Genomic DNA, 21,613 nt, shown 5'->3' on the forward strand with positions numbered 1-21,613 from the left:
ATGAATAATATTAGCCTTGTAGGTATTGATTTAGCAAAAAATATATTCCAATTGCATGGGATAGATAAGCAAAGAAAAACGATCATAAAGAAAAAAATTAATAGAGCTAATTTGATGGATATTATAAGAAACATAAATCCTTGCAAAATTGCAATGGAAGCTTGTGCAGGATCAAATTATTGGGGAAGAATCTTTAGAAGTATGGGGCATGAAGTAATGTTGATTAGCCCGCAGCATGTTAAACCTTTTGTTCGAGGAAATAAAAATGACGCGAATGATGCTCAAGGTATAGTAACCGCAGCGATGCAGGATGGTATGCCATCGGTTCCTATTAAATCACTAGAGCAACAAGACATCCAACTAATTCATAGAAGAAGAGAAGAGCTTGTAAGAAGAAGGACGGCCTTAACGAATCAAGCGCGAGGTTTTTTGACAGAATACGGTATTGTCATGAGGCAAGGAATGACTTTCTTTACTAAAGAAATCCCAGAAATTTTGGAGAATGCTGGTAATGAATTAACACAAATAGCTAGAGAAGAAATTTATGAAATTTACCAAGAAGTATTACATCTAATTAGGCTAATTTCTCAATATGATAAAAAATTAGAAAATATATGTCTTAGAAATGAAAACTGTAAACGCCTTATGAAATTAAAGGGTATTGGACCCTTAACGGCTTCTTTATTAGTAGTAAAAATAGGCGATGCTAAAAACTTTAAAAATGGGCGCCATTTCGCAGCTTTTGTGGGCCTTGTGCCTAAAGAACATTCAAGCGGAGGAAAACAATGTTTAATGGGAATAAGTAAACGAGGTGATATTACTTTAAGAAATCTTTTAATCAATGGCGGACGTTCAGTGGCAAAGATTTCCGATAAAAAAATAACTCCTTTAAACTCTTGGGTAAATAGAATAAAACAAGATAGAGGGTTTAATAAAGCATGCGTTGCGATCGCTAATAAAAATGCGCGGCATGCCTGGGCAATAATGTATTATGGTGAAGAATATAAATATCAATTAGCAAGTTAGTTTTATATATTTTGTTTGTAATTAAAGAAAAGTGATTATCTAAGTTTTGCAAAATGCGATGATGAAAGTAAGGTAAAATCTACTCTGTTTATACCTGAGGAACTTGCTGAGCTATTATGTTCGACGGCGCGATAAAGGAGACAGAGGACGAATCACATCAAGGTATGAGTTAATTTAATACTCTAAAATATTACCGGATATACAAATGCAAACCTCACTACATTAGAACATATTGCAATCCCGGATGAGTCCATATACAAGTTCCGGAGCGCTAGGCCTATTCGCAGCATTCCTATTCCATCATCATTATTTGATAACACACCAAGAAAATTAATCAAAAAATATTACCAAAGAATCATGGAGGCCTCACCCAGCAACGTTCTTGAGTTTGTCCATAATGCACGAGTGGCTTCTATGGCTTGCTTTGTCTACATGCGATCATAGTTATTGACGGATGATGTAGCCGATTTATTTATTAAATTAATTCACAATATGAAATCATCAGCAGAGGTTTATGTTAATAAAAAAATCATCTCTGAAGTCAAAAAAGTTAACGGTAAGTTTGATATTTTATACTTAATTGCAGAAGCGGCTCTTGAAAATCCGAAAGGTGTCATTGAGGATGAAATCTATCCTTTAGTGAATCAGGACACTTTAAAAAAATTGGTAATAGAGCTGAAAAATAAGGGGAACAGATGGTATCAGAACCAAGTTAACCTCAAAGTGCATTCACTGTATTCACATGCTCACCGCAAAGCGCTTCTGCAACTATTAAATGCATTTACTTTCAAAACCAATAGCCAAGAAGGACGTGATTTATTGGATGCGATTGCATTCATTAAAAAAATCAGAAGTCGACTGATACCTATTATCCTGATGCTGCACTTGTCCCTATAGCTAATGTTATTCCTGTATCATGGAAGTCAATGGTTTTTGAAACGGATGATTTCCCTGTTACTGTTGCGATGGTAGAGGATGGTCCCACAAGTGGTACCGAAAAACAGGCCAGTCTCGTCAAAATTAACCGATTTCATTATGAAGTCGCTGTCCTTGAAAGTTTACGAGAAAAACTACGTTGTAAATTAATCTGGATTGAGGGTGCCTATCGTTACCGTAATCCCGATGATGATTTACCCGCTGATTGGGAAACATCTCGCGAAGCTCGATACCTACAGCTTGGATTACCTCTAGAAGCCTCGGATTTTATTAAAAAGCTTAAACGCGAGCTACACCTTAATTTACAAAACCTAAATGACACCATTTTGCATAACAAGAAAGTTAAAATCTTGGATAAAAATGACGGCCATATCAAAGTAACGCCATTAAAGGCACAGGCGTTACCCCCGTTTCTTGATACGTTACAGCGAGAAATTAATCGTCGTTGGGTTTTACCGCATATCCAGCCCAAACTGGCAATGAACTTTAATCTGTTCTCTAAATTCCCAAATATTCTCTAATTAATTCAACTTGGTGTTTTGTTGAATCCATACCATTTATAATGAAATCGGCTTTACTCTTAAACTCACGATCTTCAAATAAAGGTCTTGATTCACTTAAGTAAAATTCTAACTCGTCTAAAAGATCTTCTTTAGTTTTATCAGTATTTTTATAGTTTCTAAGTACCCAGCGACACAAAGATACATCTAATGGCACATTAATATGAATCCAAGTATCAATATAGATGCCAGTCTGCTGGTGAAAACGTCCTAAAGGTGCATCAAAAATGATATATTGCTTGGGATTAACAACACTATTCTTTACTGGATGAATAACTGCTTCCCCAGATTTAAGGACTTTAAGAACTTCAGCTAATTTTGGATAGTCCCATTCAGTGTAATTTTCTCCCCTTTTGTACCAATCGATATAATCTTCAGGTCCATTTGAGATCTCATCAAAATCATCCCAAGATATAAAAGGACTATGTAAATAACTGGCTAATTCTAGGGTAAGTGTTGTTTTTCCAGCGCCCATGTTTCCACTAATACCAATGATATGAGGGGTTGAGATTTTATTCATTTTCTGTAAAGTCTTTCGACAACTCTTCTTCTATCTGCTCTATTGTGGGTAATGCAGTCTTAATATCATTAGGCAATGACTCAGTAAGTTTATACTCTGCAAGTCCAATTGGTTTAGTCATATCGCGAAGAGCATACTCAGCAACAACCCCAACTTTTGAACGACATAAAATTAACCCTATAGAAGGGTTGTCCCCTGGTTGGCGTAACAAATCATCTACAGCTGATAAATAGAAATTCATTTTACCGGCGTATTCTGGTTTAAACTTACCTGATTTTAAATCAATCACAACAAATGCCCTTAACTTGATGTGGTAAAACAACAAGTCGATATAAAAATCTTGATCTTCAATTTGAAGATGGTATTGACGTCCCAGAAAAGCAAAGCCTTCTCCAAGTTCAAGCAAAAATCGTTCAATATGAGCAACCAATCCTTTTTCTACTTCTCTTTCATGAGCATCTTTCCCTAAACTTAAAAAATCAAATAAATATGGGTTTCGAAGTGTTGCTTGTGCAAGATCAGAATGAGGAGATGATAATTTTTTGTTAAAGTTAGTAATAGCTTTCCCTTCTCGTTTATATAAATCGGATTCAATTTGCATTGATAATACATTTCGAGACCAGCTGTATTCTTTTGCTTTTTGGATGTAGAATTCTCTTTCCTTTTTATCTGGCACTTCATACATCAGTGTAATGTTATGCCCCCAGGGTAATTGGTCAATAGCTTGTTGACCAATTTCATCTAGGTTATATTCTTCAGCGAAACGTCGCATATACTTTAGGTTTTGCGGACTAAACCCTTTCATTTCTGGAAATTCACTACGTAAATCACGACTTAGCTGCGTAATAATTTTAGCCCCCCACCCATGTTGCTTCTGAGAATTGATAATTTCTGTTCCAATATGATGGTAAAGCAGAATAAGTTCTTTATTTACACTCAGAGCCGCTCTGTACTGACTTGCAGCAACTTTCGTCTTAAGATCATCCAAGAATTGAGTGTAATTGATACCAGTAATGTTCTTTTCCATATTAAGTTCTCTTTGGTAATTTCATTACCATTAAATGAGTTTTATGGCCTGTAAAAAAACCGCCTTGCATCGAGTATTCACCTACTGGTTCGAATCCAGCTTGCTCATAAACATGCTTAGCTCTAGGATTGTTTTCATCAGGATCAATGAAAAAAGTATCAGCCAGATTATCGATCTGATTGTGGTAGAATGCAGTAAATTTCTTCAAGGTTGGTGCAGCCAATCCTCTTCCTAAAAAATCCCTATTCCCTATGCCAAAATCAAGAGAGACGGTATGCCCATCTTTTGATAAATAATATTTATGAAGATCAGTTACATCATTTTGTGACTCTAATATTTCGTCGCTTAGCAGAAAAGCAAATGGCTCATTATTAACAAACCCTACCCAATATTTAGTGGTACCGTAAAAATAGTGTTGCTTACGTCCATAGATAAAGTTGAGTATGTCATCTTTATGTTCTTTGCTGTTATCCCAAAAATCTTGTATATGGGGTAAGCTAAGCCAGTCAAATATAATTTTTTCGTGTTGAAGATTAGCTTTCTCAAAACATATTGAGTCGATTAAATTTTGATTCATGAAAAATCCCTGCATTTATTGATAAAAGCTTTTAGTGATAAATACTTGCCATAGCCTAAGTGTGTTGCAATAATCTTTTGAATAGGAACACCCAGTTGATATAGATGTAAAATTTTATCTTTGTCTTTATCGTACATTGAGGCTTGTATTATCCCTTTCGGTTTACCAAGCTTAATACCTTTAGCAACTCGTGCGCGTAACCCTTCCTTGGTTCGTTCTGAAATAAAATCTCGCTCCAATTCAGCCAACATTGAAAAGATCGTGATGAGCACTTTATTTGCCACATTATTCTTGGCATTAGGATTTAAATCCAGATTTTGTTTGATAAGTATCAACCTGGACATTTTATCATGAATAATTATTTCTATAGTATTCAACGTTTCTTTTATTGATCGACCAAGCCTTGATAATTCAGAGGCAATAACCACATCATCAGGTGATAATTTATCTAACAACTCATCGATACGACGTAACTTAGTAGACTTACGGGAGGACATCTCTAATTCAATCCATTCGTCAACCATGAGTTTTTGCTCAATGCAGAAACGACTAATGCTGTTTTTCTGACTTTCAACACTTTGATCCTGAGTACTCACCCGAACATATCCATAAATCATGCTAATGCCACCTAATTTTCACTGGGTTTTGTATTAAGGTATTTTGCACATATAACACCATCATATTGTTAATCGTTTATAATGCACCTTAATGATATAATTTATCGCCTAATAAAACGAGCGTTAAAAGAATTAAATTTGATGTCCCGGATGTACCTTAATGGCAAAGCTTGAAATAATGACCCCTGCAGAACAAATTATTTTTAATAGTCCGCCAAATTTTTCCCCTGATGAACAAAATAAATATTTTTGTTTACCACCAGAGTTAGCCGTCTGGCTGAAAAGCGTGGATAGCGTCACCAATAAAGCTGGATTTATTTTATTGTTTGGGTATTGCCTGGTAGGAGCGCGATTCTACCAACCAAGACAGTTTTATGAATCTGATCTCAAGGCCATATGCCAGCTATACGGCTTTGACAACAATGAAGTGCAACTAAAAAAATATAATCAGCGGACGTTTAATTACCACAAACAGATAATTCGTGAATATCTGGCGATAAAACCCTTTGATGAAGAGGCGAAAACATTATTCAGGGAGAGTATTCATGATCGCGTTGCCCGTCGCTACCCACCAAAACAGATTTTACAGGATGTATTCGATCTGCTGAAAGCCAGGCGTATTGAGATCCCCCGCTATAATCGATTTGCCCTGAACATCACAGAGATAATCAGTGATTATGATAAACATCTGATTCATTTGATTGAGGATCAATTATCCGATGGTCACAAAATCAGTATGGATGCTCTTCTAAAAATAGATGATGCTGATTCTTCAACCATTGCCAGACTTAAAACCATCAGTCACTCAAGAAAGCCAAAGGAGATTAAGAAAAGTATCGAGGATTTTCAACTAATCCAAAGTATTTATAACAGTGTTAGTCCCTTGCTCGATAAACTAAATCTGCACAATGACACCGTCAAGCATTATGCAACCTGGGTTCGCAAGGCCAGTCTGTTTCAGATTAATCAGCTTCAGCCTGATAAACGCTATCTCCATATCATTTGTTTTCTGGTTCATCAATATCAGTTAAGACAGGATAATTTTGCAGATATTTTACTCAACTGTGTGAAGGCAACAGAAAACGCCGCTACAAAAAATGAAAAGGAACAGATCTTTAAACAGAAAGACCAGCAAAAGGAAACCCTGCAATTATTATCAGATGCAAGAATATCCTATAAGGCTCAACTGAAAAAAATTGAAAAGCTGGCAACATCACCTGTTTTAAGCGATTCGGAGAAAGTTCAGCAAATCAGGCAATTGCTGGAGGACTATCACCAGCACCTGGAAATCTATCCACCGGAACCAAAACTGGATGAATATACAAAACAGGCACTTGATGAAATGAATGCACAGAACTATTACCAGATATTGGAGGATTTGTCCCTTAAATTACAGAACAGGGTGGCTGATATCTTGCGCAATATTGCATTTGATATCCCGGAAAATCAGGATATTCCTGCCATTTTAGTGGCCATCAAACACTATCAGGCCAAAACAGGTAATGTGGGGAAAGAGGCGCCAGTCAGCTTTTTATCTGAAAATGAACAGGCTGCACTTTATTCCAGTGAAGGTAAATTCAGGATCTCCCTTTATAAGGTGTTGCTGTATTTTTATACGGCTGATGCTTTAAAAGCGGGTGTTATCAGTCTGAAGCCAGCCTATCGCTATCTGTCACTGGAAAACTATTTACACCCCAAAGAACATTGGCAGGCTAACAGGAACAGGTTACTGGAAGAAGCAGGGTTACTCGATTTTGCAGACATTGATCAATTAATGGAAACCCTTCATAAAAAGCTCCACGGGGCATACCATAAAACTAATCGCCGTATCAAGGCAGACAAAAATCCTCACATCAAATTTGATTCAAAGGGACGAATGGTGCTGGCAACACCCAAAGTCGAAAAAATAAATACGCAGTCAGTATCTTCTCTGTTTGCTGATCAGAAATATACATCGGTACTAAAAATGTTGAGTGATATTCAGCGGTTAACTGGTTACCTTGATTGCTTTCGCCATCACAGCGTTAAAGACAAGAAGATCTTGCCCAAAACATCCATATTTTATGCATCGATTTTAGGAATGGGATGCAATATAGGCATCAGCAAGATGGCCAATGTCTCCAAAGGGATTACGGAAGATGCCCTGGAAAACTTTGTAAACTGGCACATGAGTCTTAATAATATTAACGCAGCAAATCAATGCATTCTTGAGCTGCTCGGCAAGCTATCATTAGCCAGCATCTATCAAAAAAATCCTGGTGAATTACATACATCCAGCGATGGACGAAAAGTCAGCGTAGTTGTTGAGTCATTGAACGCCAATAAATCATTCAAATACTTTGGAAGCGGCTCAGGATCTTCACTTTACAGCTTTATTGATGAGCTAAACCGCCTGTTTTATACTACGTCCATCAGTAGTTCTGAACGAGAAGCAGCCTATGTTGCTGATGGATTATTACATAATCTTTCGATCAAGAGCACAATCCATTCCACTGATACACATGGTTATTCTGAAGCAATTTTTGGGATATTGAACATGCTTGGGATTTATTTTGCACCCAGAATTAAAGGTCTGAAGAAAGCCACCCTATACAGCTTTAACTCCAGAAGCACCTATGAAACCAAAGGATATAAAATACTCCCGCATCGCTATATTGACACTGATTTAATTAAAACCCATTGGGATGATATTTTGCGTTTGATGGTTACGATTAAACTTAAAGCCACAACGGCATCACAACTGTTCAAGCGTCTCAGTTCATATTCAAAACAACATCCATTGTACTGCGCCATAAAGGAATTTGGACGGATTATTAAAAGTCTGTTTATTCTTCGATATATTGATGATGTAGAATTACGACAGGCTGTTGAAAAACAGTTAAATCGTATTGAGTTATCGAATAAATTCTCAAAAGCCATTCTGTTTGGTAACAACCAGGAAATTCAATACAGCAGCAAGGAGGAACAAGAAATGGTTGTTGGTTGCCAGCGCTTAATCCAGAATGCAATTGTATTATGGAATGAGCTATACCTTTCGCAAAAATTGGCTCTGTTAGAGGATGAAGCAAGCAGGAAAGCACTACTAACCATTATTCGCAATGGATCGACTTTAATCTGGCATTATGTCAATTTGCATGGGGAATATGATTTTACCCAGGATATTGAAGAGCAGGGTATGGTGTTTGATATGGACAAAATATTGGCACTTAAAGTCGCTTAGCTATCTCATTGCCAGTTTGGGCTGGATATGCGGTGAAACCCGTCGTTGGTCAACCATTAATTTAATCGATATTTTAAAGGAATCTGATTTTCGTGTTAATTTTACCAAGCAATTTCACTCGGTAGGCAATCGAGAAATTTTAGATGGAGAGCTCTTGCAAAAAAGACTGCTTCTTTGTCTTTATGCTTTAGGCAGCAATACAGGGTTAAAACGAATTAGCGCTGTTAACGAAGATGCAAGTCATTCCGATTTTAAATAACATTTATTCAAAATTTAATCCACTATACAATGAATTTATTTTTACAATATGACCCTAGAGTCTCTCAATTATAGACTTAATACTTGTCGCAAACCATCATCAAGAGAATTTAAATCATCATCTGACAGCGTACCTATGAAACTCTTTAATCTACTTTTATCAACAGTTCGAATTTGATCGCAAATAGCCGTTACCTGTTTATTAAGACAATAGACTGATATTGTTATGGGAGGTCTAGCTTTTGCTGATGTGGAAAGAGGAACTACCACCACTGTATGCCGCGCCTGATTTATTGGTGTTGCGCCTACTAATACACAAGGACGTTGTTTATTAATTTCAGATCCAGTTGTTGGATTAAGATCAATCCAATAAATATCACCACGATTCATCAGTTAGTCCATCTTTAAGGGTGACATCCCATTCGGTCATTTCATGATTTAACTCATTATCTTGCTCAACAGCAACAGCACATTCATAAAGTGCTTTTTCACGCTTTTCTATTTCCTTCTCTATTAATTGAACAATAACTCTACTGCGTTGCTTTTGTGGTATAGAAGCTCGCATTCTAGAAGCAATTTTATCGGGTATTGAAATAAGAACTTTAGTCATAATAACCTCCAACCATATACAATATAGTATATCCTATATCTTATATTAATCAATAGTGAAAATAAACGGGACGGCCTGTTGAAAAATATGCTCAAAGTTGGATAAAAATTAGAGTTGTTCCATAAAGGACAAAAAATACCAACCTTTTGATATTCAAAGCCATAGCCGCAAAATAGGCCTGAATTTGAGTGTTTTCTGATCCTCTGTATTGAGCTCGTTTTAAATCATGGTAATTTTTTAATTCATTCATGATTCCTTCTAATTTCCACATTCGTTCCTATAGTTTTTCCTTAAAATATTGTTGTTCCATTTCGTCTTTCATTTGCATATAAAGCTCAGCATACTTATTCCGAGTCACATATCGAGCTGACCCTTTATTTTTGAGCTTTGCTAAACAATGTGGGAGCAGGAACAACAACTATAGAAGCTACTTTTAATAATGTGAGTGGAAATGCATCGCTGAACGTGTCTGCAGCAACGCTTCTTTCAATTAACGTAACACCTCAAAATCCTTCTATTGCGATTGGCGTTAATCAAAAATTTACTGCAACCGGTACATACAGTGATGCGTCTACTAAAAATATAACCAGGACAGTAACCTGGACTTCTTCAAATACTGCAGTTGGAACAATTTCAAACGCACTATTATCAAAAGGCGTTGCTACCGGAGTTACGTCAGGTTCGACTACGATTCAAGCCATCAAAAATGGCGTTAGTGGGTCTACAACTTTGAATGTGAATAATAGTGTAAATAACTGTGTTGTTCAACGTAGGGAAGATTCGAGCAGTTATTGGTTAGGCTATGATATTTTTTCTAACGGTGCGCCAATGATATTAAATTTTAGTGGAACAGGTATTAATTTAACTGAAATTATTGTACAAAACGGAGTATTTAGTAATGTGCAAGTTTTAGATCAAAATCAATTATTAATCGGAACAAAGCCTGAATGGGTCTCTATGACAAACCCAGGGTTTATAGATTTTTATGGCCCAAGTTATGGCCCTTATGAACCGTTCAACTCGCCCACGATAGCAGCTTGTCAAATCGTGAATTAAAAATTAATCGAAATATAGTAAATTTAGAGAAATTAATGATCGCGGCAGGTAGTATAGTCACCTACCGCGATAGCTCCCTTTAAAGATAGGAGTAAAGGTTAAACGCTGTTGCTGCTTCATCATCCATCACTCATTCGCAATCAATTGCTTTAACGCAATGAATAGGGCAATGCAAGGTGGAACACAGGAGTGAAACGACGAGTAGACCTTGTGTTGATTATTCATGAAGTTAATATCCACAGCGAATGAGTGATGGATGATGAAGCACTTCTATAAAATTACTAGTTCTTGATCTCGATACCCAACCATTTTACCCTATATGAAAGGCCTAGAAAAACATTAGGATTTCAAACTCCTAATATGTGTCACAACAATTAGCTTAAAGCGTAGTTGCATTAGCTAGTTGAATCTGCTGTTAATGTAGTCAACGATAAATATCTTTCTTTGTTATTCCTTATTAAGATTAAGCTCTTTTTCTATAATTTTTTGCATCTCTTCTTTCTTTGGCAGCTCTAACATATATTTAGACACGAATAAGTTATTGTCCATACCAGCGAGAGCATATTCTGCTAGGGCATGATTTTTATCTGTACATAATAAAAGAAAAAGATTGGATAATTTGAGTATTAGGAGAATATCAAAAAAGACACAATGAAAAGAAAAAAATGCATAGACATAAATTTTCTCAGGTATCAAAAAAATTATCTCCTAATTAAAACTATAGCTCCCCATTTTTATATAGACGAGTAAAGCTCTTCTTTTTTCCTATCTCCTAGAGCTCATCATGTTAGCCAACATATCCCATATATGTTTAGTTACCAAACTCTAATGGTTCAATTAGGCATATTTCATTATATATCTCTAATAATAAGCGTTTAATTTTTCCTCTTGAATAACTCAATATATTTGTACCCTCATAGTTGTTTTCTGTCACCAAACAAAATATTTGCAAAAAAGCATTTTTATAAAATTTTTCATTTATCAGATCTAATGTGTTGTGATTTTCCGCATCTTCCATTTCATTTAAAACCAAAGGCTCAAGTCCATCGATACAAATAAATGTACAATGAATTGATTCTTGGAGAAGATAATATGATTCCTCTATAGCTTTTGTAGTTAATTCAATATCTTTTTGTATACTATATATAGCCGTTCTCAATAAACTCATAATTTTTAATTTATTATTGAAACGAGTTTCTTTCGACTCGTTAATTATTTCTTGTCCTGCTAAATTCAATGCTTTCATTTTAAATTTAAATCCCTTTCTAAAAACCATTAAAAATATGTGAATTACTTTCTCTTGAGATCTCGGTAGAAGTTTTCATGAACTCCCAGTGCGAATAGGATCCTTAATGCTGGATCCCATTCATAAGCTAAAAGAAATTGTTGATGATTAATTTTAAATTTATACACATATACTCCAATTAAATCACCTTTTTTCTCTTCTCCAATTTTAGGATTATTGACAATTGTACGTATAGCCTCATTAACGATGGACTTATGTGAGGCTGGCAATTTTTTATAGACCTTCTTAAACGCTGGCATTTGTCTTATTTCGATATCACTCACTTTCGCCCTCGAATTGAAAAGGCTCAGCTAAAGACTTATCTTGAAGCTTAGAAAGCAAAACATCTTTTATAAACTCAATTGGTAAATCAGGATTATCCAAGGCACACTTTCCCAACTTAGCCCAATATTCTATTTGATTCGGAATAGAACGAAATTCTGCAGCAGCAACTTTTTTTGCCTCATAATAAATATTTTCATCAATTCTTATTGGGATTCCCATTATTTTCACCTACAATAGTATTGTTTTGCTACATTTGTAGTATAGCATAGTTCCTGGCTAAATAAATTTAAATCGAATATTTTTCTTCTGGTAGATAAATCGAGGTTTACTACTTCCCTCACAATTATACCGAAAGGATGAAACATCCCTATTCATCAGAGCAACAAGTTAATTATCATGCCAATTAAAAATTTATAGCTGAAAAAAATTTAATAAAATTTAGAAGCAAGTATATAAATTTATTAGTAACTAAAAAAATGATGGAAGAAGAAAAGTGATAATGTAACTTTTTTGTATCTCATTTATTATCTAAGTTGTGAAACGAGATTGTTTAAATTTTCTTAATATAAGATCGAGATACGGATTGTGTTTTTAAATGAAATTGTGTGATTTCAATTGTCTAATTATACTGAATATTGTGTTTTACACGCCACACAATAATCTATCCTAGGCCCGTATTGTTTTGTAACAACACGAAACTTCTTAAAATCAGCATCCCAACACCGGCAACAATATACTCCATCATCTCCTTCAAACTTATATCTTCCATGAATAAATTGGGGTTTATTTTGCGAATTAAGGTATGCAAGTTGTTCATTCAATTTCTGAATTTTTTGCTCTTTCTCAAGAATAGCTATCTTTAAATCCGCGGCTAAAAGCTTTTGGGATGCCTGTGTATCAATCAAACCGGCTATCATTAAATTTAATTCCGCTTTTTTTAATGAATGAACTGACTCTTTAATACTCTTCGCAAGATTTATAGTCGTATCAATCGCTGCTAATAAAGCACTAACCATAGCGATATCTGTCATCTATTCATCCTTTTCACAAATTCCACAAAAATATATTACAAAGTGCTCGTTAAGTAAAACTTATTTATAGATTATGGACTGACGAAATTGATAATCATCTTACGTTCCAAAGTCAATTTTACATATTTAATAAACACTTTTCCTATTAATCAATTAAATAGACAAAAACTACTCGCTCGCTATATGTAACTTTGATATGGGTGTTTGGGACACATTTGTTTTCCTAGCAACATTCTACTGGGAAGAAAAACGGGAGTTTTATTAACTTATTAAATAATCTCTAAAATATTCCTAATAATATTGAAATTGCCAGGTAACGAATATGGTTAAATATTCTTAGTTAATTTATTATCTAATTTATTGAAAGGTACTTAGGCAATTGAGTCGCTCTCTTAAAAATTTAATTGAAATTATCTCTTTGACTGACTCCAAAAAAAATTGGCGTGAAAAGTGTTAATAGGTTCATTAACACTTCCTCAGACGGAAAATTAATTTTTCGTATTTTGGCTCCTGGCAGAATTTTAAAGAAATTTAATTCGTGAGAGAGCTTATACTGGACTTGAAGCAACAAGGGTTATCGGCGGAAATGGGGAAGGCATAAAAAATTACCTCAATACAAAAAACCATTAGCTCGGGGAGTTTTATAATGGGAAAACAAAGAAGCATAGATAAAATATGTAAACTTCTTAGAATTCCAAACGAACGTTAATATAAATATATAAATCAAAATCCTAAAAAGAAGAATCTAGAATATTGAGTATTATATGAAGAAAAAAACTCCTGAAATTAAAATTGTTCTTGATACAAATGCGCTTTATACAAAAGATGCTTATTATTTATGCAAAAAAGCTATAGGTGATTTGATCACAGAAGAATCCGGCAGAAATGATATTAATATAGCTTGGCATTTACCTCAAACCGTAATAAATGAAAGAAACTATCAAATGATAGTTGCTATTGAGCAATTGTGGCCAAATATAGAAAAATTGCAACAAATACTTGGCCATAACCTTAATATCACAAAAGATCTTTTAATTAAGAGGATTCAAGAATGCATAGAGGATCAAATCAAAGCATTTAACATCAGTGTTATTGATATTGATGAGTCTCAAGTTAATTTAAAAGAACTCATCCAAAGAGCTTGTTTTAGGCTTCCTCCTTTTTCTTACGGGAAAGAAGAAAAAGGATTTCGAGATGCACTAATTGCCGAAACTTTTTTTCAATTTCTTAGTAATACTCCTAAATCAGTAGATAAAATTATTTTTGTTACAAATGATGGTTTGTTAAAAAAACATCTTGAAGATGGTATTAAAGATAGAAAAAATGTTCATATCCTCTCTGAAATTGAAGAGTTAATAGGACTTTTAAATACACTTGCATCACATTTGGATGAAACTACAATAAAAAAATATCAACAATTGGTCTCAAAATATTTTTTTGAGGAAGAAAATAGGGAGTGTATTTATTATAAAAAGAACATTTCGCAGCAGATTCAGGACAAATTTAAAACTGAACTATCAATGATACCCGAAATGAGCTCTTTAAAAAGGAAAAATAATACTTGGTATATAAATCAACCTCAGTTTTTGGAAAAAAATAAAACAACTATAAAGTGGGCAACCCGGATTGAAATGCAATTCGAATTATATACTGAAGAGGTTGTTCCAAAAGTAAAGGAAGTAAGAACCTCACCTTCCATTTTTAGAAATGACAAAGGTCTTTTTAGTATTCCACCAAAGGGTTTTGTATCCATTTTTGACTCTACGTCTAATGATTATGAGGTAAAGAAGGAAATTACTTCCCAAGGAAAAACTATATTTGAAGTTCAATGGGAGATAAGAGTCTCAGCGAAAAATAAATTAACTCATTTAAAGATATTAGACATAAACTATATTGATACAATTTGGGAAGTTATCTGAATTAGTTCGTATACTCTCAGAAACCTACGATAGGGTCTAACCTATCAATAAGGTCTCCTTCGTTGCTTTTTTTATGTATTTCATATATTCGCTCCAGTAATACTCCTTACGGCACTATACCCACGGACATCAATTTTTAAAACGACTGAATCACCCTCTTTTTACCAATGGCGAGGATTTTACGAACTTTTCATGCGAGGAAAGAAAATCAAAACACTATATATATGCGCATATTTGTTTAACATACACCATATATAGTAATAAAGGTATTGATTTGTACATTCTGTTTATGCAAGAATAGTAATGTTTCCCATAATTGAAAAGGAACTCAAAATATGACCTTAAAATTAAATGATGTAATTAAACAACCTTTAGAGGCTGTGAAAGAAAACACCAATAAGGGTGCAAGTACTTCAGTCGAATTTGATCTTCTTATCTCTGAATCTACAGAGGATGGACTGTTAATTACCCCTACCCTAGGACAACATCAAGATGGTTCTAGATTAAAATTTAAACTAAGCACTCCATTAAACAATTAATTATCAACTGCTGGGCTTCATGCCCGGCTTCTTCCCAAAAGACTCGGCAAATCTTATCGCATCCAAACAAAGAATAGGGGCTGATAAATCCTACGTGAATTTTAATACTAGTTAGAAAAATTCTAAAAAAATTAGCTTTTTATCAACAATAATGCTTTTGAATAAAAATTTCATCTCTTCTTAACTCATCCTTTATGCAAAAAGCTCCTCTATAGACTCTTGCATTTCTTCTTGACTGGGCTTTGAGTAACGAAATATTTCTTTAATAGATACATTTCCACTCAGCTCCTGAGCATAATGAACTCCATGTTTATCAGTGACTTTCTTTAAAAAAGTATGCCGTAACTGATGAGGGGTGAATTTAAATTTTTCATCCTCAGACACAAAGGCCAAGGCTTGCTTTAGTAAACGTTGACAAACCCGATATACATCTAAGGTTTGTAAACGTGTGCCATACCGTGTAATAAACAAAGGCTCATCAACAACAGTATTTCGTTTTTCTAAATACTGCTCCAAATACTCCCTACTCTCTTGAGGTAAAGGAATTTTTTGGCTAATACGTTTTGATTTATGACGTAGCACTTCATACAGCCCTTTCTGTCGGTATTGCCCCACATTTAAAGACACCACTTCTGATTCACGAAGACCTGTTCCCATAAGCACATAAAATAAAGCCGCTTCCATCAATGGATTTTGGTTTTTACGGGTACAACTTTTAATACGTTGCTCACAGGCAGATTTTAATCGCATCATCTGCCTTGAGGATAAACCATTCCAATTGGGAACTTCGGGTTGTAAATCTTTGACTTGAGTAAGGGGATCGCCCGCTAATAAAGGACGTTGTTGATGAAGCCACCGTCCCACATGCCGAATAGTGGCCATAGTTCGATTAATTGAGGTTGCTTTATAGGGCTTTCCCGTTTTTTCAGAAATAGTTTTAATTAAATTTTTTTGGAATTGTTTACTAACAGCGGGCGTCCAACTATCTACACAATCATTTCCTACTTCAGATTGAAAAAATTGAAGGAACTTTGAGAGATCTTTCTTTTTGGCACTTTCAGTTTTCGCAGGAGACCCTTGCACATGTACCGTATAATAATAAGACACCCAAGCAGATAGTGAATGGGTATCAAAATGAACATCTAAAGGATGGAAAATCTTATCTATCACAAACTTTTGATTTTTCGTATTTTGATGCTCCAGTAAATCCATGATGTCCCTTTTTGATTTTTCCGCCATTATACCCTATTTGTGATAGATAAGGTACGTTATCCATCACAAATTATATTTTGTGACCAACTACAGAACAAAGAACAAAATATAATCTTTGTGATCTTATTAACAGTCATATTGATTAACACTATTCACAATGAAATTATTATGATAAATTTGTTTACATAATAACAAAATGTAAAAGGAAATTACATAAACCCCATTAATCCATTCGATCAAGATGCTATTTGTGAAATTGCACGCATACAATTTAAAATGCATGCATTAATAGAATTAGCTAAAGTAAAAGAAGATAAAGGACAACTTCTTGACGCTCTAGACCTATACCAAGAAGCACAACATGAATCTTACCATGTTGGAGAAGGGCCTAAAGTTACAATAATGAATGAAAACATTGATCGAGACAATTGGCACCAACTCAATAATAAAATCGAGACTCTAAATAAGATAATCAAGTGCTAGTATTTGATTCATCTGATACACCGTTAGTTATTTTGGCTTTTCTTAACGGTGTATTTAAATTTGACAACAGCAAGCTTTACCTCAATAGTTGCTTCCGTTTCAGATGACTCCAATTCATCTGGAACAATCAGATCCGAAATCAAATCACCAGTTTTTTGTATTAGCTCTTGATATTTAGGAGAATTTTGGGGTGTCTGTGGTAATGTTTTAATTGTTCGTGATATTTCGCGAACTTTAGAAAAGGTTTCGATAATAGAAATAGTTGTTTCTGTAGCCTTTGGGCTTTTTAAAATAGTAGCAAGCATGTACATGCCTTTCTCAGTAAACACTTTGAGCAATGTCGTTGAATGTTTTAAATTTTTATGTAAAAGGTAAAAAATGGAAAAATTCAGAATAAAGCATCCAGCTGTCATCACGGGTATCCCTGCCCGCCTGCTTCGCAGCATGAGTAAAATCATTGATGAGAATAGTGGGCGTATAATAAATGATGGAGATATTTTCTCTAAAGTATTGGGTACGATGCAGCCAGTATTTTTCTAAACAGGAAAAGGCCAGATTTATGGCGATTAAATCAAATTGCTCCTTCTGGATAAACGTTACTATTTCTTCTGCTTTGTCAACGTGCATGACACTATACCCCAGATAGCGAAACAAACGCAGGACAAGGACGGTAGTTGATGGATTGTCATCAATCAACAAAATATGTGGCGGCCAATTGAATGTGCGTTTCTCCATGGATAAGTTCCTTTCTTCAACAACACTCTGAAAATATTCCAGGAAACGCACCACGCACGCTGCACGAGCATATTCTGAGGGGAGAAATCAATAAAACGACAGCGGTGCTCTATTGATTCCTAACCAACAGAACATGCCCTGCACACATCATAAATGAGCACCGGTTAAATTGTAACCGATAATAAATATGATAGAATGTACTTAGCCATGATTCTAGTTCCAGCTAGGATTATGGTTAGTGCAGCGCTGGTGTTGATAGCACCGGCGCGGCACGCTTCAAGGTTAGTTTAGGTCTCTTTTCAACAAAAAGTCAACCAATCAAATGTGTTGGAACGAACCAATGAATTCCCAGGTTTTTTAATTTCACCCTGTAATACTATGGTTTAGGTGCGCTCTTTGTTCGCTAATAATGCCACAAAATAATTGCTACCACATAACGTGTTAACTTCCTCAAGACTCATGATTCAATCCAATAAAGGCAATTGAATGGGTTCATGAATTCGTTCTTGCTTCAATTTGATTCCGATACCTAACAATCTTACTGGTATCCGTTTTCTCAAAAAACCTTCGTTTTTGAAACATTGAAGATCTACTGCGTAATATTGCGAAAATTGCAGGTGAATGGAATTCAAATCGACTTTATCGTTGGTCTGATGGCACAGGAAATCTTCTCAAAAGCTGGAGGAAGATAGTAGATAACAATGTGTTAGTCGATGAAAGGCTTGGGTTGAAATTTTGCTATTTGGAAAGGATGTATAAATTTTTTAACCATTTTATTATCAGCTATCCCCACTCTTTAATAGATTTTCTAAATTTGTTCAGCGTCAGTTATCGTTCACAAAATAGATCTACTTTCAATCCTGCCCAAATATTTACATTAAATAAAAACTCTTGTAAGGTCATCTTCATTTTGATTTATAAGAATTAGCATGACTCACATCAAAAATTATTTACCTAATAGCGAAGAAGAATTGAACCAAGCTTTTATCAAAACAATGATTGATGCCACTCCTTTTAAGATTGGTGATAGCGTAAAAATTTCAGAGCAGAATACTGATGAAAAATGGGTGATTACTGATTTTTCTGTTACAGCGGACGGTGAACCAGCCGCTTTATTAGAAAATGATACATTTCATACTTTTGCTCTAATTAGAGACATTCACTTCTATTATTGCTAAGAGTACACATGACTAATAGCCATGGTGAATAATAATGAGTGTTTATGTGTTCAATACAGAAGCAATACAAAGTTTGTCCTCTGTAATTTGTTTTCATACAGGCAAAGAGCTGCTACCTCCTCTGTTGTTACAAATCACCTTTCGTAATTTTTTCCTAAAGGACTATGATGCCTGGGATAGAAGCGCAGACGGTGAAATTTCAATTGAAAAAATTGTTGATACTTTGACTCAAAACGTTTTGAGCTATGAGAAATTTCCCTTCATTGCTCAACTGGATATCCGTTGTCGCTGCTATGATTATCTAAGAACTAATAACTTATTACGCTATCCGAATGTCATTCCCTTTCAATCTGTGCCTTATCGCATGCCATCATTTTCAAAAGACTGGCCTAATCAAATGGCAACAATAATTCCCTTTCCCCCATTGATTTGATTCTTAAGACTACAACTCGCTATAGTTCTTCTATGTCAACTCTCAGTAAAAAATAGTGCACATGCCTGAGAAAATCTATTGAGTTTATATTTTGCGATGCAGCAATCAAAGCTATTACACAGGATATACAGACAATCTTGAAAAACGCTTTCAAGTAGTCAGGAACCTCTTTTTCCATTAAACCTTTATTAAATATTTCCAACGCATTAATAAAGTTATTAGGTTTTTTCGGAAGTTAGCTAATAGCACAAGAAGGATAGAAGCTTCTGTAAGGTTCATATAACGTGTGTTCTGCATCCAATTCCTCAAACCATCTGGTTATTATTGCAATCTTTGCTTAATACAATCATTATTGCAGATATCAGCCCATTCTCGAGGTTAGAGGCTCTATTTCGCAAGAGATCATCTAAACTCCACACAAGTCCCATTACATTGGAGCCTAAAATTGTGCGACTCCACGCGAAAACGCGTAGAGCCGACATGCGTCATTCTTATTTCAATCCGTACCCTAGGCCCATGCCATAATACTCACCATGATCCCGTGATTTCGCTTCCTTGACGAGGTGTTTTTGAGTCTCAAGAAATTGTTGTCTTGCTGTAGATACATTGCTGATGCCCTCTTGCGTCACTGTTTTATTATGATAATATCCTGCTTCAGTTACGCTTTTTTCCCATTCTTTTATCAACTTTAAATTATGTTTATCATCTATTTTATACGAGTGATAAGCTCTCTCAGCGGATTCAATTTTGTTGTAATAATAGTTCCAATCATGTTTTTTAAACATATTTTTTCTCTCTTTGTTATTAATCTAAATTCCCGAGAAAATTATATCTAAGTGCTAACTTCGGGTCTAATATTTAAACGCAACGACATTTTCCTACTCACACTCAGTTTATTATACTTCCATTCGCATTTGCCCCAATCCTGTAATTAAACCCACAAATAAGAACCTATTTGGTACTCATCGTTATAAAATGGCCGCAAGTAACCAACGTAAGCACCTGCTCTTTGCATGGAGCCAGTGGCAAGAAATTGTTGCGCGGGCGAGGTTTGCCTAAAATTTTAAATAGAACTCTTTTTGACCTGATTTGCCTTCGTATTAACAACTTGACAGTGCCAAAAAAAACTCAACAGAATTTGATAAAAAATCTGAGGAAGTTAATAGACGGGCTACTGATTTCTTAGAAAATAATCCGTCAGTCTTCTCATTACAGGAAGATACTAATGTCACAATAAGAAAAACACCAAAGTGATTCTTCTTATCGAGAAGCCATCTTTTGTGATACATTTTCTTGCCAATTGAGAATGTAAGGATTTTCATATCCTTCAATTGCAGCAACGTGCAATGCCCATTGTTTTTCCCAGGAACTTGGAGGAAATGTTTTATTCCAAACCATAAACAATTGTCTTTGTGATGAGCTTAAGGATAATCTATAATATTCCGCCATAAATAAATAAGCGCGTTCCACAACTCCTTTGGCAGAATCTGGCGGCTCAGCCCGCCGCAATTTTTTATCAATTTTCATCGTACACCCCAGATAATCGGGCTGTTCAGGCAACACACTAAACCGATAGTTCGAACGCGCCTGATTCACCACCCATACTTCGGGCCACAAGTTATAAAGCTCAGCTTCCACATGGCGAAACTGTTCATCGATTTTTTCACAACATCGTCGCCCTTTATAGGGTTTTCCATGTTTGTCCTCGCACATGAGTTCACGCCAACAGGCAAATTGCTGCCCAAAGTGTTCGGCAGCCATAATATGCTCCCACTCAATGCGATGTGCTCTTTTGATTGAATCTGCTGCTTGCATGCCACAACTGGATAAATTGACTTCTTTATCTTCATAACTGCATTGGCAATATATGGTTTGTGGGTGTTTCTGAAATAATTGCGCTGCAATTTTCTTAGATTGTGAAAAGGAGCCTGGGGATTGGGCATAACTTAGAGAGATACAGCACAGTAACAATAAGAATCGCAGCATAAGATACTATGAAGAAAAAATAGGTGTCATTATAAAATGGTTCTTTGTTTTTTCTATAGAAAAACTATCGCGGATAAAGACATCGAATAATAAGCCTTGAATGCCTTCACAACCTGGTCG

The 21,613-nt window shown here is 35.2% G+C and carries 27 protein-coding genes and 2 pseudogenes; 12 read left to right on the forward strand and 17 right to left on the reverse strand.

All coding sequences use genetic code 11. The annotated features are described in order from the left end of the window. The 3 genes from DY223_RS18245 to DY223_RS18255 all read left to right on the forward strand — a co-directional run bounded on the left by DY223_RS18245 (position 1) and on the right by DY223_RS18255 (position 2,483). Positions 1-1,026: an IS110 family RNA-guided transposase gene (locus DY223_RS18245; protein ID WP_058460659.1), complete on the forward strand. Its 1,026-nt coding sequence runs from the start codon at positions 1-3 to the stop codon at positions 1,024-1,026. Between the two features lie 492 nt (positions 1,027-1,518). After that, positions 1,519-1,923, forward strand: a complete 405-nt coding sequence (locus DY223_RS18250; protein ID WP_131744531.1) for a hypothetical protein — start codon at positions 1,519-1,521, stop codon at positions 1,921-1,923. Positions 1,924-1,952: 29 nt separating this feature from the next. After that, positions 1,953-2,483 carry a hypothetical protein gene (locus tag DY223_RS18255; protein ID WP_058461006.1) on the forward strand — a complete coding sequence of 177 codons (531 nt, stop codon included), beginning with the start codon at positions 1,953-1,955 and terminating at the stop codon, positions 2,481-2,483. Here the strand turns inward: DY223_RS18255 and DY223_RS18260 are convergent. The 4 genes from DY223_RS18260 to DY223_RS18275 are packed head-to-tail and all read right to left on the reverse strand — an operon-like array spanning position 2,461 to position 5,263. Next, the gene (locus DY223_RS18260) at positions 2,461-3,042 is read right to left on the reverse strand and encodes a nucleoside/nucleotide kinase family protein (protein WP_058461005.1); all 582 of its coding nucleotides are present in this window, start codon (positions 3,040-3,042) and stop codon (positions 2,461-2,463) included. The two genes, DY223_RS18255 and DY223_RS18260, sit on opposite strands and share 23 nt — an antisense overlap. Then, on the reverse strand, positions 3,035-4,069 hold the full coding sequence (locus DY223_RS18265) for a PDDEXK nuclease domain-containing protein (protein WP_058461004.1): 1,035 nt from the start codon (positions 4,067-4,069) through the stop codon (positions 3,035-3,037). The genes DY223_RS18260 and DY223_RS18265 overlap by 8 nt, the downstream gene beginning before the upstream one ends. A 1-nt stretch (position 4,070) precedes the next feature. Further along, positions 4,071-4,646: a GNAT family N-acetyltransferase gene (locus tag DY223_RS18270; RefSeq protein WP_058461003.1), complete on the reverse strand. Its 576-nt coding sequence runs from the start codon at positions 4,644-4,646 to the stop codon at positions 4,071-4,073. After that, positions 4,643-5,263, reverse strand: a complete 621-nt coding sequence (locus DY223_RS18275; protein ID WP_058461002.1) for a recombinase family protein — start codon at positions 5,261-5,263, stop codon at positions 4,643-4,645. Before DY223_RS18275 ends, DY223_RS18270 begins: the two co-directional genes overlap by 4 nt. Before the next feature lie 160 nt (positions 5,264-5,423). Between DY223_RS18275 and DY223_RS18280 the strand changes: the two genes are divergently transcribed. Then, the gene (locus tag DY223_RS18280) at positions 5,424-8,483 is read left to right on the forward strand and encodes a Tn3 family transposase (protein WP_058461001.1); all 3,060 of its coding nucleotides are present in this window, start codon (positions 5,424-5,426) and stop codon (positions 8,481-8,483) included. A gap of 37 nt (positions 8,484-8,520) precedes the next feature. Beyond that, a pseudogene (locus tag DY223_RS18285) lies at positions 8,521-8,742 on the forward strand (Tn3 family transposase); the annotation flags it as partial. A gap of 68 nt (positions 8,743-8,810) precedes the next feature. Here DY223_RS18285 and DY223_RS18290 read toward each other — a convergent pair. The 3 genes and pseudogenes from DY223_RS18290 to DY223_RS18300 form a co-directional block, all read right to left on the reverse strand. Next, on the reverse strand, positions 8,811-9,131 hold the full coding sequence (locus tag DY223_RS18290; protein WP_058460999.1) for a type II toxin-antitoxin system PemK/MazF family toxin: 321 nt from the start codon (positions 9,129-9,131) through the stop codon (positions 8,811-8,813). Further along, positions 9,118-9,351, reverse strand: a complete 234-nt coding sequence (locus DY223_RS18295) for a hypothetical protein (RefSeq protein WP_058460998.1) — start codon at positions 9,349-9,351, stop codon at positions 9,118-9,120. The genes DY223_RS18290 and DY223_RS18295 overlap by 14 nt, the downstream gene beginning before the upstream one ends. 121 nt (positions 9,352-9,472) lie before the next feature. After that, positions 9,473-9,661, reverse strand: a pseudogene (locus tag DY223_RS18300) (transposase); the annotation flags it as partial. Positions 9,662-9,750: 89 nt separating this feature from the next. On the opposite strand from DY223_RS18300, the gene DY223_RS18305 reads away from it, so the two are divergent. Next, positions 9,751-10,407 carry an Ig-like domain-containing protein gene (locus DY223_RS18305; RefSeq protein WP_058460996.1) on the forward strand — a complete coding sequence of 219 codons (657 nt, stop codon included), beginning with the start codon at positions 9,751-9,753 and terminating at the stop codon, positions 10,405-10,407. 447 nt (positions 10,408-10,854) lie between these two features. Here the strand turns inward: DY223_RS18305 and DY223_RS18310 are convergent, their stop codons facing one another. From DY223_RS18310 to DY223_RS18330, 5 genes are all read right to left on the reverse strand, one after another. Further along, positions 10,855-11,103, reverse strand: a complete 249-nt coding sequence (locus DY223_RS18310) for a PDDEXK nuclease domain-containing protein (RefSeq protein WP_058460995.1) — start codon at positions 11,101-11,103, stop codon at positions 10,855-10,857. 115 nt (positions 11,104-11,218) lie between these two features. Further along, positions 11,219-11,653 (reverse strand): hypothetical protein, encoded by a 435-nt coding sequence (locus DY223_RS18315; protein ID WP_131744492.1) that lies wholly within the window; start codon positions 11,651-11,653, stop codon positions 11,219-11,221. A gap of 44 nt (positions 11,654-11,697) precedes the next feature. After that, positions 11,698-11,976 carry a type II toxin-antitoxin system RelE/ParE family toxin gene (locus tag DY223_RS18320; protein ID WP_202972307.1) on the reverse strand — a complete coding sequence of 93 codons (279 nt, stop codon included), beginning with the start codon at positions 11,974-11,976 and terminating at the stop codon, positions 11,698-11,700. Beyond that, positions 11,969-12,196 carry a TA system antitoxin ParD family protein gene (locus DY223_RS18325; protein ID WP_058460993.1) on the reverse strand — a complete coding sequence of 76 codons (228 nt, stop codon included), beginning with the start codon at positions 12,194-12,196 and terminating at the stop codon, positions 11,969-11,971. Before DY223_RS18325 ends, DY223_RS18320 begins: the two co-directional genes overlap by 8 nt. Positions 12,197-12,600: 404 nt before the next feature. Beyond that, positions 12,601-13,008, reverse strand: coding sequence for a hypothetical protein (locus DY223_RS18330; protein ID WP_058460992.1), 408 nt, complete (start codon positions 13,006-13,008; stop codon positions 12,601-12,603). A 764-nt stretch (positions 13,009-13,772) separates the two neighbouring features. On the opposite strand from DY223_RS18330, the gene DY223_RS18335 reads away from it, so the two are divergent. Together DY223_RS18335 and DY223_RS18340 are read left to right on the forward strand one after the other, a co-directional pair. Beyond that, the gene (locus tag DY223_RS18335) at positions 13,773-14,927 is read left to right on the forward strand and encodes a PIN domain-containing protein (RefSeq protein ID WP_058460991.1); all 1,155 of its coding nucleotides are present in this window, start codon (positions 13,773-13,775) and stop codon (positions 14,925-14,927) included. 335 nt (positions 14,928-15,262) lie between these two features. Continuing rightward, positions 15,263-15,466: a hypothetical protein gene (locus tag DY223_RS18340; RefSeq protein ID WP_058460990.1), complete on the forward strand. Its 204-nt coding sequence runs from the start codon at positions 15,263-15,265 to the stop codon at positions 15,464-15,466. 192 nt (positions 15,467-15,658) lie between these two features. Here DY223_RS18340 and DY223_RS18345 read toward each other — a convergent pair whose 3' ends face one another. Beyond that, the gene (locus DY223_RS18345; RefSeq protein ID WP_064115125.1) at positions 15,659-16,705 is read right to left on the reverse strand and encodes a tyrosine-type recombinase/integrase; all 1,047 of its coding nucleotides are present in this window, start codon (positions 16,703-16,705) and stop codon (positions 15,659-15,661) included. Between the two features lie 249 nt (positions 16,706-16,954). Here DY223_RS18345 and DY223_RS18355 point away from each other — a divergent pair, with 249 nt between their 5' ends. Continuing rightward, positions 16,955-17,161: a hypothetical protein gene (locus DY223_RS18355; RefSeq protein ID WP_058460989.1), complete on the forward strand. Its 207-nt coding sequence runs from the start codon at positions 16,955-16,957 to the stop codon at positions 17,159-17,161. 23 nt (positions 17,162-17,184) lie between these two features. On the opposite strand, the gene DY223_RS18360 is transcribed toward DY223_RS18355, so the two are convergent. Continuing rightward, positions 17,185-17,466 (reverse strand): DNA-binding protein, encoded by a 282-nt coding sequence (locus DY223_RS18360; protein WP_082642509.1) that lies wholly within the window; start codon positions 17,464-17,466, stop codon positions 17,185-17,187. A gap of 55 nt (positions 17,467-17,521) precedes the next feature. Beyond that, positions 17,522-17,896 (reverse strand): response regulator, encoded by a 375-nt coding sequence (locus tag DY223_RS18365; RefSeq protein ID WP_058460987.1) that lies wholly within the window; start codon positions 17,894-17,896, stop codon positions 17,522-17,524. Positions 17,897-18,825: 929 nt separating this feature from the next. Between DY223_RS18365 and DY223_RS18370 the strand changes: the two genes are divergently transcribed. The 3 genes from DY223_RS18370 to DY223_RS19355 all read left to right on the forward strand — a co-directional run bounded on the left by DY223_RS18370 (position 18,826) and on the right by DY223_RS19355 (position 19,688). Further along, entirely contained in the window at positions 18,826-19,074 is a 249-nt protein-coding gene (locus tag DY223_RS18370; RefSeq protein WP_058460986.1) for a hypothetical protein, read from the forward strand. 34 nt (positions 19,075-19,108) lie between these two features. Continuing rightward, complete coding sequence (locus DY223_RS18375; RefSeq protein WP_058460985.1) at positions 19,109-19,507, forward strand: hypothetical protein; 399 nt, start codon at positions 19,109-19,111, stop codon at positions 19,505-19,507. Positions 19,508-19,598: 91 nt separating this feature from the next. Next, positions 19,599-19,688 carry a GIY-YIG nuclease family protein gene (locus DY223_RS19355; RefSeq protein WP_235810603.1) on the forward strand — a complete coding sequence of 30 codons (90 nt, stop codon included), beginning with the start codon at positions 19,599-19,601 and terminating at the stop codon, positions 19,686-19,688. Positions 19,689-19,998: 310 nt separating this feature from the next. Here the strand turns inward: DY223_RS19355 and DY223_RS18385 are convergent, their stop codons facing one another. Next, positions 19,999-20,292, reverse strand: a complete 294-nt coding sequence (locus DY223_RS18385; RefSeq protein ID WP_058460984.1) for a hypothetical protein — start codon at positions 20,290-20,292, stop codon at positions 19,999-20,001. Between the two features lie 475 nt (positions 20,293-20,767). Next, complete coding sequence (locus DY223_RS18390) at positions 20,768-21,493, reverse strand: endonuclease (RefSeq protein WP_058460983.1); 726 nt, start codon at positions 21,491-21,493, stop codon at positions 20,768-20,770. Positions 21,494-21,613 lie beyond the last annotated feature (120 nt).

Source organism: Legionella bozemanae, assembly GCF_900450575.1.
In the GTDB taxonomy this organism is placed as follows: domain Bacteria; phylum Pseudomonadota; class Gammaproteobacteria; order Legionellales; family Legionellaceae; genus Legionella; species Legionella bozemanae.

Excerpts from the sequence above, each read along its gene's own strand:
- DY223_RS18245 (WP_058460659.1), top strand. The coding sequence starts at position 1 with ATGAATAATATTAGCCTTGTAGGTATTGATTTAGCAAAAAATATATTC.
- DY223_RS18250 (WP_131744531.1), top strand. The coding sequence starts at position 1,519 with ATGAAATCATCAGCAGAGGTTTATGTTAATAAAAAAATCATCTCTGAA.
- DY223_RS18255 (WP_058461006.1), top strand. The coding sequence starts at position 1,953 with ATGGTTTTTGAAACGGATGATTTCCCTGTTACTGTTGCGATGGTAGAG.
- DY223_RS18260 (WP_058461005.1), bottom strand. The coding sequence starts at position 3,042 with ATGAATAAAATCTCAACCCCTCATATCATTGGTATTAGTGGAAACATG.
- DY223_RS18265 (WP_058461004.1), bottom strand. The coding sequence starts at position 4,069 with ATGGAAAAGAACATTACTGGTATCAATTACACTCAATTCTTGGATGAT.
- DY223_RS18270 (WP_058461003.1), bottom strand. The coding sequence starts at position 4,646 with ATGAATCAAAATTTAATCGACTCAATATGTTTTGAGAAAGCTAATCTT.
- DY223_RS18275 (WP_058461002.1), bottom strand. The coding sequence starts at position 5,263 with ATGATTTATGGATATGTTCGGGTGAGTACTCAGGATCAAAGTGTTGAA.
- DY223_RS18280 (WP_058461001.1), top strand. The coding sequence starts at position 5,424 with ATGGCAAAGCTTGAAATAATGACCCCTGCAGAACAAATTATTTTTAAT.
- DY223_RS18290 (WP_058460999.1), bottom strand. The coding sequence starts at position 9,131 with ATGAATCGTGGTGATATTTATTGGATTGATCTTAATCCAACAACTGGA.
- DY223_RS18295 (WP_058460998.1), bottom strand. The coding sequence starts at position 9,351 with ATGACTAAAGTTCTTATTTCAATACCCGATAAAATTGCTTCTAGAATG.
- DY223_RS18315 (WP_131744492.1), bottom strand. The coding sequence starts at position 11,653 with ATGAAAGCATTGAATTTAGCAGGACAAGAAATAATTAACGAGTCGAAA.
- DY223_RS18325 (WP_058460993.1), bottom strand. The coding sequence starts at position 12,196 with ATGGGAATCCCAATAAGAATTGATGAAAATATTTATTATGAGGCAAAA.
- DY223_RS18330 (WP_058460992.1), bottom strand. The coding sequence starts at position 13,008 with ATGACAGATATCGCTATGGTTAGTGCTTTATTAGCAGCGATTGATACG.
- DY223_RS18335 (WP_058460991.1), top strand. The coding sequence starts at position 13,773 with ATGAAGAAAAAAACTCCTGAAATTAAAATTGTTCTTGATACAAATGCG.
- DY223_RS18340 (WP_058460990.1), top strand. The coding sequence starts at position 15,263 with ATGACCTTAAAATTAAATGATGTAATTAAACAACCTTTAGAGGCTGTG.
- DY223_RS18345 (WP_064115125.1), bottom strand. The coding sequence starts at position 16,705 with ATGGCGGAAAAATCAAAAAGGGACATCATGGATTTACTGGAGCATCAA.
- DY223_RS18355 (WP_058460989.1), top strand. The coding sequence starts at position 16,955 with ATGCATGCATTAATAGAATTAGCTAAAGTAAAAGAAGATAAAGGACAA.
- DY223_RS18360 (WP_082642509.1), bottom strand. The coding sequence starts at position 17,466 with ATGCTTGCTACTATTTTAAAAAGCCCAAAGGCTACAGAAACAACTATT.
- DY223_RS18365 (WP_058460987.1), bottom strand. The coding sequence starts at position 17,896 with ATGGAGAAACGCACATTCAATTGGCCGCCACATATTTTGTTGATTGAT.
- DY223_RS18370 (WP_058460986.1), top strand. The coding sequence starts at position 18,826 with ATGACTCACATCAAAAATTATTTACCTAATAGCGAAGAAGAATTGAAC.
- DY223_RS18375 (WP_058460985.1), top strand. The coding sequence starts at position 19,109 with ATGAGTGTTTATGTGTTCAATACAGAAGCAATACAAAGTTTGTCCTCT.
- DY223_RS18385 (WP_058460984.1), bottom strand. The coding sequence starts at position 20,292 with ATGTTTAAAAAACATGATTGGAACTATTATTACAACAAAATTGAATCC.
- DY223_RS18390 (WP_058460983.1), bottom strand. The coding sequence starts at position 21,493 with ATGCTGCGATTCTTATTGTTACTGTGCTGTATCTCTCTAAGTTATGCC.